8 protein-coding genes are annotated in these 15,179 nt (G+C 71.7%); 4 read left to right on the forward strand and 4 right to left on the reverse strand.

From position 1 onward, the window contains the following. Positions 1–124 precede the first annotated feature (124 nt). Together ACZ4TO_RS02100 and ACZ4TO_RS02105 are read right to left on the reverse strand one after the other, a co-directional pair. Complete coding sequence (locus ACZ4TO_RS02100) at positions 125–3,082, reverse strand: hypothetical protein (protein ID WP_468023147.1); 2,958 nt, start codon at positions 3,080–3,082, stop codon at positions 125–127. A gap of 172 nt (positions 3,083–3,254) precedes the next feature. Further along, positions 3,255–4,676 carry a lipase family protein gene (locus ACZ4TO_RS02105; protein ID WP_468023148.1) on the reverse strand — a complete coding sequence of 474 codons (1,422 nt, stop codon included), beginning with the start codon at positions 4,674–4,676 and terminating at the stop codon, positions 3,255–3,257. A gap of 447 nt (positions 4,677–5,123) precedes the next feature. Between ACZ4TO_RS02105 and ACZ4TO_RS02110 the strand changes: the two genes are divergently transcribed. Continuing rightward, the gene (locus ACZ4TO_RS02110; protein ID WP_468023149.1) at positions 5,124–5,762 is read left to right on the forward strand and encodes a TetR/AcrR family transcriptional regulator; all 639 of its coding nucleotides are present in this window, start codon (positions 5,124–5,126) and stop codon (positions 5,760–5,762) included. Between the two features lie 187 nt (positions 5,763–5,949). Next, positions 5,950–7,179 (forward strand): carbohydrate-binding protein, encoded by a 1,230-nt coding sequence (locus ACZ4TO_RS02115; protein ID WP_385048086.1) that lies wholly within the window; start codon positions 5,950–5,952, stop codon positions 7,177–7,179. Positions 7,180–7,383: 204 nt separating this feature from the next. Here the strand turns inward: ACZ4TO_RS02115 and ACZ4TO_RS02120 are convergent, their stop codons facing one another. Next, a complete protein-coding gene (locus ACZ4TO_RS02120; RefSeq protein ID WP_468023150.1) occupies positions 7,384–7,755 on the reverse strand; it encodes a DUF1330 domain-containing protein in 372 nt (123 codons plus the stop codon). Between the two features lie 324 nt (positions 7,756–8,079). Between ACZ4TO_RS02120 and ACZ4TO_RS02125 the strand changes: the two genes are divergently transcribed. Then, a complete protein-coding gene (locus ACZ4TO_RS02125; protein WP_468023151.1) occupies positions 8,080–12,162 on the forward strand; it encodes a discoidin domain-containing protein in 4,083 nt (1,360 codons plus the stop codon). Between the two features lie 182 nt (positions 12,163–12,344). After that, positions 12,345–13,166 (forward strand): maleylpyruvate isomerase family mycothiol-dependent enzyme, encoded by an 822-nt coding sequence (locus tag ACZ4TO_RS02130; protein WP_385048078.1) that lies wholly within the window; start codon positions 12,345–12,347, stop codon positions 13,164–13,166. Between the two features lie 33 nt (positions 13,167–13,199). Here ACZ4TO_RS02130 and ACZ4TO_RS02135 read toward each other — a convergent pair whose 3' ends face one another. Beyond that, entirely contained in the window at positions 13,200–15,143 is a 1,944-nt protein-coding gene (locus ACZ4TO_RS02135; RefSeq protein WP_468023152.1) for a glycoside hydrolase family 15 protein, read from the reverse strand. Positions 15,144–15,179: the final 36 nt, after the last annotated feature.

The raw sequence follows: 15,179 nt of genomic DNA on the forward strand, positions 1-15,179 counted from the left end.
GTCGGCCTTTCGCGGCCTCAACTCCGGTACAGGAAAGCGGAGTCGGGTGGTCCGGTGAGGAGGGTGGCCGGTGCGGGGCCGGTGGCCCCGCAGCCGTGCCCGGACACGTGCCGGAGGAAGGTGCTCAGTCGTCCTCGGGACAGATGAAGGTGCCGGACGGTCCCCAGCGCGTCACCGGAGCCGCCTTCACGTCCACCGCCCCGCACGTCAGGTCGTCGACGACGGCGCCGTCCGCGGTGATCTCCCGGATGTCGACCTCTTTGTCCACCGGGTACTTGCGGCCCTTCCCGAAGGTCATGATCCCCGACTCGCCGACGAAGTCGGTGACCCCCGTCGACTGGAGATACGTGACGACGGCACTGGGGGTGAACTGCGGGTCGGTGTCCAGCATGTCGTTCATCACGCGGAAGAAGACACGCACCGCGTCGTAGCCCGCGGCGGCGTCGCTGTCGGCGGAGACGTCGTAGGACTCCTTGAAGCCCGTGGCGAAGGGGCCCTTGGCGTCGGGCAGGCTGAACTGGTTGTAGAAGAGGCGCAGCGAGCCGAACTCCCTGGGCATCGTCTCCGGATGCTGCACGAGTCCGGGGGCGGGGCTCTCGGCCAGCACGGCGACGCGGCCCTGGCGCGTACGGCACTGCTTGTCGCTCTGCAGGTAGTAGAAGAGGTCGTACATGACGCTGGACCGGCCCGCGTAGACGACGAAGCCGTTGGTCCTGCGGATCAGCGCACACACGCTGGCCGCCACGGCGGCCGTCCGGCTGTCCTTGCTCGATTCGCCGTACGGCACCGGGTAGACCGGCCCGGCCGAACCGTAGGCCCGGGTGAACCGCTTCTTGAGGTCCACGCTGAAGTAGGCGTCGTGCGGGTCGAAGACCAGGACGGCGGCGGGCGCGGTGTGGCCCGGCGCGGCCCGGGTCAGGGCCTGAAGCCGGGGCGAGCGCCGGGCGAAGGAGGCCATGACGCGCGCGACCCGCTCGTCCGGGGCCGAGAGCTGGAAGTACGACACCGGGGAGTCGCCCTCGACCATGGGCTGGCCCGAGACTCCGGTGCCGAGGACCGTGACGCCCTGGGCGTCGAGTTCGATCGCGGCCTGGAGGGACTCCGGACGGCTCTGGGTGAGGCCGATGACACCGGCGATGTGATCCCGGTGAATGCGCCGCACGATCATGTGGGCCACATCGACCCGGCTGTCGTTCCGTGTGTTGAGTCCGCCGTGCGAGCCGAAGGTGAAGTACTCCCCCGCGTTGGCGACGAGTAGCCGGATCGGCATCTGGGACTTGAGGTTCAGGTGGTTCATCCGGTCCTGGGCGAGCAGTGCTCCCCGCAGCATCTGGAAGCCCGTGGGCACCGTGCGGCGTGATGTGGAGCCGACGCTCAGCGGAGCGAAGAAGACCAGGGTGCGATAGGGCTCCGACCGGTCGACCTCCGCGTTCTGGCGGCCCAACCGGTCTTCGAGGGAGCGCAGTTCGGGCGCGTACAGGCCGTGGGCGAGCTCGCATCCGTCGCTGCCGTCGGTGAGCCCCACGCGCTCGCCCGTGCCCACCCGAGGACACCAGGTGTCGGTGGCACGGGACACGGGCGGGGTCTCTGCACGATGTCGTGTCCCGCCGAGTCCCGGTACCCGCGCGAGTCCGGCGGCGACCACCGCCATGACCGCGAGGACGGCCACGCCGGCCACCGCGGGGCGCAGCCAGTCGCTCCGGCGCCGCTCGCGGGAGCGCACGGTCCGCTGCACCGCGGGCCGTTCGGCGCTCGTCCCGTTGTCGGGCACGCGGGACAGCGGCACCGCGCGCACCGCTTCGGCCGACTGGCCGGCGGCGCCCGCGGCGAGCACCGAGGCCACGGCCCGTGCCGTCGCGCCGTAGGTGCCGGGCCGGGCGTTCTGGCCCGGCACGCCGGGCCGGGGCAAGGCGGCGGCGTAGGGCGGGATGTCCGCCGTGGCGGCGCCCAGGACGAGCAGCGGGCAGGTCCCGGTCTCCTCGGACACGGCGGAGAAGGAGTTCAGGAGTTTGCGGCTCGGGGAGCCATCGCCGCCGACCGTCGGCAGCAGCAGGACGAAGGGCCATCGCCGCCGTGGTCTGCGCGCGCTCCACACCGGCGGACGGGCCGCCCGCGCGAGGTCGTGGAGGAGCGCGGTCAGCAGGATCTGCCGGACCACGGCCTCGTCGCGGGCCGACACGGCGGACGCGGCGGACCTGGCGGCCGCGGCGGCGGGATCCCCGGCGTCGGCCCGCGCCTCCCGGTCGGCCCGGTCCTGGGCCCGGGACCGCAGATGGGCGTCGCGCAGGGACAGGGCGGCGTTGAGGAAGCTGCGGCCGGGCTCGTCCAGCATCCCGCCGACCCACCGGAAGCGTGCGCCGCGGTCGATCCGTACGCCGTACGACCAGCGCCACAGCCAGGCCAGTGGTGTGGTCACCAGTCTCGTGATCGCCGACCAGTGCCGCGCGCCGAGTTCCTCGCCGAGGGCGCCGACCTCGGCCGCGAAGCCGAACTTCCAGGCGTACTTGTCGTAGATCCGGTCGCGCACCGCCCGCCGTTCGTCCCTCACGTCCCCGTCGGGGATGTCGGCGCGCAGCACCGACAGACAGGCGTCGAACTCGGTCAGCCGCAAGGTGCCGGAGCCGTCCGGCATGGTGACACGCAACTGCCGGGCCACCCGGTCGAGGAGTCGTACGTGGGGGCCTTCGGGCCGGTCGGTGTCCTCGCCGGGGTGCTCGCAGGCCAGCAGTTCCTCGTCGACGAGCGCGTGGGGCGCGAGGCTGGCCAGGTGTCCCGTCTCGCCGGTGCTCAGGCGTACGAGGCGGTGGTGGTAGGCGTGCACCAGGGCCGACAGCGCGGGATCGGGCTCGCCCTGTGCCGTGTCCGCCGTCGCGGCGCCGGCCGGGGTGGTGCCCTCGGTGCTCGCGTCGTGCGCGGGCTCGCGGGTGAACAGCAGGGCGGGCAGCCGGTGTCCCGGACTCTGCCGCCGGTGCGGGACACCGTTGCGGCGGTCGACCACGTACCGGTCGATCACTCGGACGATGTCGTCGAAACCGCTGGGGAGGACGAGATCGTTCTCGTTCGTCCGATGGGGCTGCGGCACGCGGGTCCTCCCGGATGCTGGGCAAGAGGAGGCGAGCCTAGGAACGTTCGGAGGGTTTCAGGACGCTTTGCCGCGAAAAGGCACTCCTTGAACGATGCCGACCGCTTGTCTTTCGGATGGGACACGCGCGGGCTCCGGCGCCGTGGGGGGACGTCGGAGCCCGTGCCGGGGGTCAGGGCTGGAGGGGCATCGTCCAGCAGTTGGAGGAGGCGCGCCTGCCGGAGAGACGGTCGGTCAGCCAGGAGATGGCGTCGCCCTGGTCGGTGATGAGGGGCGCGACGTGGTTGAGGAGCAGTCCGTCGCCGAGGTTCGGCAGGACGATGGCGTCGTAGGTGACGTCCGCGCCCTTGCGGCACCAGTCGACGGCGAGTTGACGTGCCTGGGCGTGCGGCACGATGTCGTCCTGGACTCCGGTGACCAGGCGTACCGGACTGGTCGGCTTCAGGTTGCCGATGCGCTGGTCGGCGAGGGTGGTCTGGAGGGCCGGTGTGCTCGCCACGAGTTGGCTGACGGACTTGCCGTCGGTCGTCCAGGAGGTGCTCTTCTTGAACGCGTAGCCGAGGATGGCGTCTCCGACACACATCGTGGAGAGGTCCTTGAGCGCGGCCTTCCCCGCGGCGTTGATGTGGGCGTCGGCGAAGTCCTTCAGTGCGGGGTCGGACTGCAGGAAGCCGTTGAGGGACCAGCCCAGTGCGCCGGCGAGGGCGCTGCCGTCGATGCCCTTGATCACCTCGGTGAGGTCGGCGGGCGGTGCGCCGGAGTAGGTGCCGGCCAGGGTGATGTCCGGGGCGTAGGTGGGCTGGAGTTCGGCCGCCGACGCGCTGGCGCCGCCGCCCTGGCTGTAGCCGAAGAGGCCGACGGGCGAGGCGGCGGCGACCGAGGCGCCGGTGAGCCCGCGGGCGGCGCGGACGGCGTCGAGCAGGGCGTGTCCGCCGTCGAGCCGGTCGACGTAGGTGTGGAGCCGGTCGGTCGCGCCGAGCCCGACGTAGTCGGTGACGACCACCGCGACGCCCTTGGCCAGGAGCCGGTAGATCGCGAGGTCCTCGTAACCGACCGAGACCGTCTCGCCGTTGAAGGTGATGGGGTGTTCGAGGCCCATGGAGGCCGCGCACTGGTCGCCCTGTCCCATGGTGCCGGGTGCCACGGCCACCAGGGGGCGGGCGCCGCCGCCCTTCCAGGCGGCCGAGGGCTCGATGTAGGCGCCGGTCACGGCGACGGGCTGCCCGTTGGAGTCGGTCGACTTGTACATCAGGCGGGTCGCGGTGCCGGGGAGCGGACCGTCGAGACCGGGCAGGCTGAGCGCGAGGGGAAGGGGTTCGCTGCGGATCAGCGCGCCGTCGGCCGCGGGAAGGTTCGCGGGCGGGGTGTAGAACGCGGGGATGGTCACGCCCCGGGACACCACCGTGTCCCCGTCGGCGGCCGCCGCGGGGAGCGCCTGGACGCTCAGGCAGGCGAGGACCGCGAGGGCGGTGGCGAGGAGGCGTCCGCGGTTGCGCGCGGCGGGTCCGGGGCGGCCGGAGGGCAGGGCCCGCTCCGCGCGCGGGCGTCGGCCGGCCACCAGTTGCGGCCGAGGGGTGCTGTGGGGTCGTTGCATGCGGCTCACTCCCTGCTTCGTCAAGACGTGGGGGTCGTGCGGGCGGCCGACGGCGTCAATGGCGTGACGCCGGTTCGGGCTGGGGGTGCCGACCGGCCGCCACCGCTGGACCGGCGGTGGCGGTGACGGGTCGGTGAGGGGGGAAAGGCGGCGCCCGGACGTGGACTTGGGCAGGACGGGACCACGCCCAGCCGCGTCGCGGAGGTGGACAGGACGAACGGGCCGCCCGCGCGCCGTCGGCCGGGCGGCGCGTGGTGCGGCAACGCTCCTGTCGCTGCTCACGGAAGGGACGGACACCGAAGTCCCTTTCGGTGCCCGCTAGTTACTCCCGAGTCACATCAGGAGAGTAGGAGCGGATGTCACTCAGTGACAAGATGTCTGCGCGCGTCAGTTCTGCGCGGCTCGCTATGCTGCTCCGGTCGATGAGACAGGGGTGGTGGGGCGACGGTGCGCGAAGCGGCACCCGCAGACCGGACCACGACGGCCGCGCGGCCGTCACTGGGCGAGCGACGCAAGGAGGCTCTCCGGCTGGACATAGCCCGTGAGGCCGTGCGCCTGTTCGTCTCACAGGGCGTCACGAGCACCACGGGGGACCAGATCGCGGAGGCGGTGGGCGTCTCGACCCGCACGCTGTGGCGCCATTTCCCCACCAAGGAGAGCTGCGTACGCCCGCTGCTCACGGCGGGCCTCGACGCCGCCACGGACCAACTGCGGCACTGGCCGCCCGAGACGGGCCTGCTGGACTTCCTCACCCGCTCCTGCCGCCGCGGGACGCTGCCGTCCGCCGACCCCGCGGTGCTCGACCTGATCCGGATGACCCCCACCGAGCCCGCACTGCGCGCCGTCTGGCTCCAGGCCCACGACGACGCGCTGCCCGTCCTCAGCGAAGCCCTCGCCCGGCGTTCCGGCAGGAGCGCGGACGATCTGCGGGTGAAGGTGCACGCGGCCACCGTCAACGGCGCGCTGCGCGCGGCCGCGGAGGACTTCGCCGTACGTTTCGCCGACGCGGCGCACGCCTCGGAGGAGGACCTCGCCGCGTGCCTGCACGCCGCCCTCCACGCGGCCTCGGAGGGCCTGCCGTACTGATGTCAGCAACGGCGCTTCAGGACACGACAGTTGGCGCCGGAGGCCGAGGGTGCGCGGCGTGGGTGCGGCGCCCGGGTAAAGAATTCACCTGGTCTAGTCCAAAGCCTCATTTGGTCTAGTCCAACATATTGACGTGATCGCGACACAGCCCGGAAGCTGAAGCCTCCCCCACCCCTCTGGAGGCACAGTGAGACGTCTTCGCGCATGTCTGGGCGCGGCGGCCGCCGTGAGCCTGGCCGCGGTCGGCACGACCGCTCTCGTCGCGGGCAGCGCCTCGGGCGCGACCACCGCGCTCAGCAACCGGTGGTACGCCGCCGCCCCCTATCTGATGCCGCTGGACAACGACCCGCCGGACGCGGGCGCCATCATGGACGCGACCGGCCTCAAGGCCTTCCAGCTCGCGTTCATCCTCGCCCCCAACGGCGGTGGCTGCACGCCCACGTGGGACGGAACGGCGGCGGTCTCCTCGGACACCGCCGTGCAGTCGGTCATCAACACCATCCGCGCCAAGGGCGGCGACGTCTCCGTCTCGATCGGCGGTTACGGCGGCACCAAGCTCGGCCAGGCCTGTTCGGACCCGGCCGCCACCGCCGCCGCGTACCAGCAGGTCGTCACCAAGTACGGTCTGCACGCGATCGACTTCGACCTCGAGGAGCCGGAGTACGAGAACACGGCGGCCGTCAGGAACGAGATCGGCGCCGCCAAGATCCTCCAGCAGAACAACCCGGGCCTGTATGTGTCCGTCACCACGGCCGGAACGGCCGACGGCACCGGCTGGTTCGGCAAGCAGATGCTGCTGGAGGCGAAGTCGCAGGGGTTCACCCCGAACAACTTCTCCATCATGCCCTTCGACGGCGGCTTCAACGGCGCCGCGTCCCAGACCAGCGCGCTCGCCAACTTCAACACGATCCTCCAGTCGACCTTCGGCTGGGACCAGGCGACCGCGTACGCCCACGAGGGCTTCTCGGGCATGAACGGCCGCAGTGACACCGGCGAGTACTTCTCCCAGGCCGACTTCCAGACGGTGCTGGACTTCGCCACCGGCCACAACATGGACCGCTTCACCTTCTGGTCCCTGAACCGCGACCGCCAGTGCTCCCCCGCCGACAACGGCGGCCGTACGTCGGGCACTTGCTCCAGCGTGACCCAGAACTCCTGGGACTTCGCGAAGTACTCGGTGAAGTTCGCCGGCGCCACCCCGCCCACCGGCACCCCCACCCCGACGCCGACCCCCACCCCGACGCCGACTCCCACGCCGGGAGGCGGCTGCAAGCCGGCCTGGAACGCGGCGACGGTCTACACCGCCGGCAACGAGGCCTCGTACAACCACCACAACTGGAAGGCCAAGTGGTGGACCCAGAACGAGACGCCGACCGGCGCCGACTGGGGTCCGTGGCAGGACGAGGGCGCCTGCTGACGCCCGCTCGGCTCCGGACGGCGCGCCCCCGAGAGGCGCGCCGTCCGGGGCCTTCGGCTCAAGGCCTCCCCGCCGAGCCGCACCGCTGAGGGGGATCGCGTCACCCGGCACCGGGTGCCACGATCCCCCTCGGCACGTCGGCCGACCGTTCGCGCCCGAGGGATGGGCGAAGTTCTACAGCTTCAGCCACGACCGCCCCTCCGGTCAGCCGCCCGCACCCGGCACGGGCGCGTCGGCCGCGAGCGCCTCCCGCATCAGCCGCGCCGTCGCCGTCGGGTCGTAGGCCTCGGGGACACCCGGGACCAGGACGATGTCCCCCTCGATGTGCCGCGAGCGGAGCGGGGCGATCTCCCGGTAGGCGGGCGAGTCCCACCAGGCCCGCGTCTCCGCGATCGCCGGGAAACCGATCACCACGACATGGCCCGGCCAGTCGCCCTCCACCACCTCGTGCTGCGCGGCGTGCACGAGGAACCGGCCGCCGTAGGGCGCGAAGGTGGCGCCGATCCGCTCGATGTAGTCGGCGATCTCCGGGTGCGGCGCGGCCTCCCGCAGGTGGGCGATGGCGTACGCGGTCATGGCATCCTGCGGCCGTCGGGGCTCCGTACACGGACCACCCTGCCCGCCGCGCCCAGGGGAGTCGATTACCCGGGAGGTAAGGGCCCCGCGCCTGCTCGGATGCCCCGCCCAGCTCCCTGAACCGGCGTCACGAGGGATCCGGAACGGCAGTCGCCGGGAGTCGACTTCGTCCGGTTCCCGCTCTTCGGCCGGAGCGCGATCGACGACGGAACCCTTGACAGGATCGATCGCGCGTCAGATCTTTGGCAACGTTGTCAATCGCCCTGACAACGTTGCCATACCCCGTGCTCGGCAAGCACCACCGTGTGATTGGACAACCCGCTGATGGCTCAGCCGAATCCTGCGCACTCCCCTTCCCGACGATCGGTCGTCTTCACCGGCTCGACCCTGCTGGCCGGATTCGGCCTGGGTACGACACTCCCGGGCACCGCCTCGGCGTCCGAGCGGCCGGGCCCTGACGGCACCCCGGCGTCCGCCGAAGAACTGGCCGTGTACCGGCCGGTGACCGTCTCCTCCGCCGACTACGCCCCCACGCCGGGCGAGTTCGTGGTGGACCGCGTCCACTCCCCCGGCGTGCGCGGCACCGGATGGCGTGCCGCGGGCGGCGACCCGCAGTGGATCTCGGTGGATCTTCAGGCGGACTGCCGGGTCACCTGGATCCGGCTCACCTTCGAGGCCGACGCGGGCGACCCGGTGTTCACCCCTCCGGCGAGCGGGAACTGGGCCGACGGCACCACGGGCAGGGAGATCCTGTCGAGCTACGCGGTCGACTTCGTGGTCGAGACCTCGCGCGACCACACGTCCTGGTCGAGCGTCTACCGAACGACCGCCGGAACCGGTGGTGTCGTGGAGATCCAGCTCCCCAAGGCGACCACGGCCCGCTGGGTACGCCTGACCTCCCGCAAGCGCTCCAGTGCCAACCCGCTCGGGCTGAACGGGTTCGAGGTCTTCGGCACGGCCCCGGGGCACCGGCCCACAGCGACCGGCTGGACCGACTGGGGCACGCACGACGGCCACGCCCCCGCTCTGAAGGTGGCCGAGGACGGCACCGTACCGCTGGAGTCCGGCTGGACCCTGACCATGGACGACTGGGCCGGGGGCGACGGCGCCGCGCTGTCGCGGACCGACGTGGACACCCGGGGCTGGCTGCCCGCCACCGTGCCCGGAACAGTCCTCGCGTCCCTCGTCGACCAGGGCAAGCTGCCCGACCCTGTCGCCGGCCTGAACAATCTGCGCGTCCCGGAGGCGCTCTCCCGACATGCCTGGTGGTACAAGCGGGACTTCACGGTGCCGCGCGGCCTGCGGACCGGCGCCGGTCGCCGGGTCTGGCTCGAGTTCGACGGCATCAACCACAAGGCCGACATCTGGCTCAACGGGCACGACGTGGGCGGCCTGCTGTATCCCTTCGCCCGCTCGGCTCACGACGTCACGGACCTCCTGAGGGTGAAGGACGAGAACGCGCTGGCCGTGCGGATCACCCCGATGCCCGTCCCCGGCAGCCCCGGGGACAAGGGCCCGGCCGGTGAGGCCTGGGTCGACGCCGGAGCAGACCAGATGAACCTCAACTCCCCGACGTACCTGGCCTCTTCGGGCTGGGACTGGATGCCCGCCGTACGTGACCGAGTGGCCGGGATCTGGAACCACGTTCGCCTGAGATCGACCGGGCACGTCGTCATCGGCGACCCGCGGGTGGACACCGTGCTGCCGGACCTGCCCGACACCTCGACCGCCGAACTGACCGTCCTCGTCCCGGTGCGCAACGCCGACAGCACCGACCACGAGGCCACCGTCACCGCCGCGTTCGGCGACGTGCGGGTCTCGAAGACCGTCACCGTCCCCGCCGGCCGGAGCGTCGACGTCGTGTTCGCCCCCGACGCCTTCAGCCGGCTGCGGCTGCGCGATCCCGAACTCTGGTGGCCCAACGGGCTCGGAGAGCCCCGACTGCACGACCTCACTCTGTCCGCCCGGGTGGACGGCACCGAGAGCGACCGGCGCACCACCCGCTTCGGCATACGCCAGTTCGGCTACGAGTACGACGTACCGCTCCCCTTCGTCGCCACCGGCGACGCCTGCACGCAGTCCCTGGACCTCGGAGCCCAGCGGGCCCGGCACGTCAGGATCAAGTGCCTGACCCGGGCCACCGATTGGGGCAGCTCGCTGTGGACCCTCTCGGTCCTCGACGGTGCACGGCCCGGCACGGACCTCGCCCTGCACGCCGACGCCACCGCCTCGTCGGTGGACGAGGACGGCCACGGAGCCGGCAACGTCACGGACGGCGACCCGGCCACCCGTTGGTCGTCGGCCTACCGGGACGACCAGTGGATCCAGGTGGACCTGGGCTCCACCCAGTCGTTCGACCGGGTCGACCTGGTCTGGGAGAAGGCGTACGCCCGGACCTTCGTCGTGCAGGTCTCCGCCGACGGTTCCGACTGGCAGGACGCGCGAGCCGTCGACAACACCGGGGTCCCGCTGCCCTTCAACGACGGCGACGCGAGCCTCCAGGTGGAGGACTTCGAGCCGCGCACCGCTCGCTATGTGCGCATCAAATGCGGCAAGCGGAACACCAGTTGGGGCAACTCGCTGTGGTCCCTCTCGGTGCTCGACAGCACCGAGCCCGGTACCGACCTCGCGCTGCGCACGTCGGTCACCGCCTCCACCGAGGACGACGGCCACCCGGCGTCCGCCGCCACCGACGGCGACGCCGGCACACGCTGGTCCTCGCAGTACGCGGACGACCAGTGGCTCCGGGTCGACCTCGGCGCCGCGCGACGCTTCGACCGGGTCGCCATCGTCTGGGAGGCGGCCTACCCGAAGACGTACACGATCCAGGTGTCCGACGACGGTGACGCGTGGACCGACGTCAAGTCGGTGACCAACACGCCCGAACCGCTGAAGATCAGTGTGAACGGCGTACGGGTGCTGGCCCGTGGCGGCAACTGGGGCTGGGACGAACTGCTGCGCCGGATGCCCGCCGCCCGCATGGACACGGCGGTACGCATGCACCGCGACATGAACTTCACCATGATCCGCAACTGGGTCGGCAGCATCAACCGGGAGGAGTTCTACGCCCGTTGCGACGAGCACGGAATCCTGGTGTGGAACGACTTCCCCAATGCCTGGGGCATGGACCCGCCGGACCACGACGCGTTCAACTCCACCGCGCGGGACACCGTGCTGCGCTACCGCATCCACCCGTGCGTGGTCGTCTGGTGCGGCGCCAACGAGGGCAATCCACCGGCGGCGATCGACAAGGGCATGCGCGAGGCGGTCGAACAGCAGGCGCCCGGCATCCTGTACCAGAACAACTCGGCGGGCGGGATCATCACCGGCGGCGGCCCCTACGGCTGGGTGGAGCCGGAGAAGTACTACGAGGCGTCGACGTACGGCAGTGACAGCTTCGGATTCCACACGGAAATCGGTATGCCGGTCGTCTCCACCGCGGCGAGCCTGCGGAACATGACCGGCGACGAGCCCGAGTGGCCGATCCGGGGTGCGTGGTACTACCACGACTGGAGCGAGCGCGGCAATCAGGCGCCGCAGAACTACAAGGCGGCCATCGAGGCGCGCCTCGGCACCGCGACGGACCTCGACGACTTCGCCCGCAAGGCCCAGTTCGTCAACTACGAGAACACCCGGGCCATGTTCGAGGCCTGGAACGCGAACCTGTGGGACGACGCCACTGGCCTCATGCTGTGGATGTCCCACCCCGCCTGGCACAGCACGGTCTGGCAGACCTACGACTACGACTTCGACGTCAACGGCACCTACTACGGGGCCCGTTCGGCCTGCGAGCCCCTGCATGTGCAGGCGGACCCGAGGACGGGACAGGTCATCGCCGTCAATCACACCCGCGCCGCGGTGAAGGGGGCGAGGGTCACCGCCCGCCTCCACGACCTCTCCGGCCGGCAGCTCGGCGCCGCGCGGACGACCGACGTCGACGTCCCGGCCGCGGCCACCACCCGGGCGTTCACCCTCGCGTGGACCGACGGTCTGCCCGACCTGCACCTGCTCCGGCTGACGCTGGAGGACGCCGCGGGCCGCCCGCTGTCGCACAACACCTACTGGCGCTACCGCACCCCGGCGGCCATGCAGGCGCTCACGGAGGCCGAACGGGTCCGGCTGTCCGCCTCGGTCACCCGCCTCACCCGGACCGGGGCGCGCCACGAGATGACGGCGACCGTACGCAACCGGGGCAAGGCCGTCGCCGCGATGACCAGGCTCTCCCTCGTGGACCGCGCCACCGGGGACCGCGTCCTGCCGACGCTGTACAGCGACAACTATCTGTGGCTGCTGCCCGGCGAGTCCCGGAAGGTCACGCTGTCCTGGCCGGCCGCCGCGCTGCCCTCCGGCCGCCCCTCGCTGGAGGTGGAGGCGTACAACGGTCACCCGACGTCGGCGCATTCCTGACGCGAATGCCCGTATTGCCCCCGAAGTCCGCCCCGGTGGCGCGTTCTCGCTGCTCAGGGTCTTGTCGCCGCTCCGGTTGCCTGGTCTTCTGTACGCCCGGTGACCGGTAATCCCGTCGCCTCCCCCGGTCCGCCCGCGGTCCGGAGGAGGCGGCAGCGGCAGGAGACAGGATGGGCGACGGCGTGGACGCAGTGGCTGGGCAGGACGTGCGAAGGGGGCTGCCCGAAGGGCTGGCCACGGCGATACGCGAGACCGCCGAGGAGATCGCCGCACTGCTGCGGGCCGACGCCGACATGACGCGCCGGATCCCGGGGGCCGAGTGGAGCGTCGGCGAGGCGGCCGCGCATCTGGCGCTGGCGAACGAGCTGATGGCCGGGCTCGCGGCGGGACACGCGCGCCCCTACGGGGACGGCACACCGCAGAGTCTCGCCGGAGCCAACGAGCGGTCGCTGGAGGAGTTCGGGGAACGGGACGCCGAGCCCCTGGCCGCGATGATCGTCGAGCACGCCGACGCCTGCGTGAAGGCGCTGGAGGACGAGACCTTCGAGGGGCCCGTGGTCAGCCCGCTCGGCTCGATGAGCCCGCCGGAGCTGGGGTCGTATCTGCTCACGCACATGCTCGGCCACGGCTACGACCTCGCCCGCGCGCTGGGACGGCCGCACATGCTCGACCGGGCCCGGGTCCGGCTGACCCTGCCGTTCATGCTCACGGCGATGCCACGGGTCACCGACCCGCGGCGCACCGCCGGGATGAACGCCCGCTACGCCATACGCCTGTGGGGCGGCGGCGAGTTCGGGGTGACCCTGACCGACGGTGTGCTGACCGTCGACGCGCAGCCGCCCGCCGGGCCGGACTGCACCATCTCCATCGAACCGGTCACCTTCCTGCTGATGGGCCTCGGCCGACTGGGACAGGTGAGCCCCATCCTGCGCGGCCGCATCCTCGTCCGGGGCCGCAAGCCCTGGCTCGCGCCCCGCTTCCCGGGCCTCTTCACCGCCCCCTGAGCACGCGGCCCCGCCGGGGGCCGGCCGCGAGGGTCAGCCGAGCCTGCGGTCGAGGTTGAAGGCGGCGCTGATCAGGGCGAGGTGGGTGAAGGCCTGGGGGAAGTTGCCGCACTGTTCTCCGGTGTGGCCGATCTCCTCCGCGTAGAGGCCGAGGTGGTTGGCGTAGGTGAGCATCTTCTCGAAGGCGAGCCGGGCCTCGTCCAGGCGGCCCGCCCTGGTGAGCGCCTCGACGTACCAGAACGAGCAGATCGAGAAGGTGCCCTCCTCCCCGCTGAGGCCGTCGGGACTGGCCAGCGGGTCGTAGCGGTAGACCAGCGAGTCGGAGACCAGTTCCTCGCCCAGGGCGTCGAGGGTGGCGAGCCACTTCGGGTCGGTCGGTGAGATGAACTTCCCCAGCGGCATCATCAGCAGCGACGCGTCGAGGATGTCGCTGTCCTCCGTCTGGGTGAAGGCGTTGCGTGCCGGGGACCAGCCGCGGCTCATGATCCGCCGGTAGATCGCGTCGCGGGCCGCGCCCCAGCGGTTCAGGTCGGCGGGCAGGCCGCGGTGCCGGGCCAGCCGCATGGCACGTTCGATCGCCACCCAGCACATGACCCGGGAGTAAAGGAAGTCCTTGCGACCGCCGCGGGTCTCCCACACCCCCTCGTCCGGCTGGTCCCAGTTGTCGCACACCCAGTCGACGATCCCGCTGACGCTGTCCCAGTGCGCGCTGGAGAGGGGCTGTCCCCACTTGTCGTAGAGGTAGAGCGAGTCGATCAGGGCGCCGTAGATGTCGAGCTGGAGCTGGCCGACGGCACCGTTGCCGACGCGTACGGGGGACGATCCGCGATGGCCCTCCAGGTGGGTCAGCTCGCGTTCGGGCAGGTCACGACGCCCGTCGATGCCGTACATGATCTGCAGGGGGCCGTCCGGGCCGACGTCCGCGGGCACCTCGCACTGGACGTGCTCGCACACGAAGCACATGAACGCCTCGGCCTCGTCCTTGAAGCCGAGACGCAGCAGCGCGTACAGGCAGAAGGCGGCGTCGCGGACCCACACGTAGCGGTAGTCCCAGTTGCGCTCGCCGCCGATCCGCTCGGGCAGGCTGGTGGTCGGCGCGGCGATGATGGCGCCGGTCGGGGCGTACGTGAGCAGCTTCAGGGTGAGGGCGGAGCGGTGCACCATCTCCCGCCAGCGGCCCCGGTAGCGCGACTGCGACAGCCAGCGCCGCCAGTAGCGCACGGTGGCCTCGAACTGCCGCTCGGCCTCCGTCACGGCGCAGAACCGGGGAGCCACCTCGTCGGTCACCTGGTCGAGCGCGAAGACCGCGGTCTCCCCTTCGCGCAGTTTGAACAGCGACCACACGTCGTTCCCCGCCGCCTCGATGGGCACCGTGGCCGTCAGGGCCAGCCTCAGCGCGGGTGTGGTGAAGACGGCCTGGCCGGAGTCGATGTGCACGGTGTGCGGGGTCGTCCCGTAGTCGAAGCGGGGGGCGACCCGCGCGCGGAAGGGCAGGGTCCCGCGGACGCACACCACACGGCGGATCAGGCGGTGCCGGTCGGTCTCGCGCGAGTCGTCGACTACCGGCATGAAGTCCTGGATCTCCCCGACCCCGTCGTCCGCGAAGAACCGGGTGATCAGCACGTTCGTGTCGGGGAAGTAGAACTGCTTCGTGCGCGCGGGGACGTCCGCGGCGAGTTCGAAGCAGCCGCCCTTGTCGGCGTCCAGGATCGAGGCGAAGACGCTGGGCGCGTCGAAGCGGGGGCAGCAGTACCAGTCGATGGTGCCGTCGGTGCCGACCAGGGCCGCGCTGCGCAGGTCGCCGATCAGGCCGTGGTCGGCGATCGACAGGTAGCGGGGGGTGCCCGCGCCGTACCCGGGACCGGGGGCGCCAGGTCTCCCCCCGTCCGCGCTACCCGCGCCGTACGAGGCGCCGGACGCGCCCTGTGTCCCGGCGTCGGCGCCGACCCCGGAATTCGTGTCTGCCGTACCGGCCATACCGGCCTCCTCTGGGCCGTCACCCGAGCCTCCCCC

The organism is Streptomyces sp. NPDC028298, from assembly GCF_055565895.1.

Bases quoted from the DNA above. Each gene is read 5' to 3' on its own strand.
- ACZ4TO_RS02105 (WP_468023148.1), bottom strand. From the start codon at position 4,676: ATGCAACGACCCCACAGCACCCCTCGGCCGCAACTGGTGGCCGGCCGA.
- ACZ4TO_RS02120 (WP_468023150.1), bottom strand. From the start codon at position 7,755: ATGACCGCGTACGCCATCGCCCACCTGCGGGAGGCCGCGCCGCACCCG.
- ACZ4TO_RS02125 (WP_468023151.1), top strand. From the start codon at position 8,080: ATGGCTCAGCCGAATCCTGCGCACTCCCCTTCCCGACGATCGGTCGTC.
- ACZ4TO_RS02135 (WP_468023152.1), bottom strand. From the start codon at position 15,143: ATGGCCGGTACGGCAGACACGAATTCCGGGGTCGGCGCCGACGCCGGG.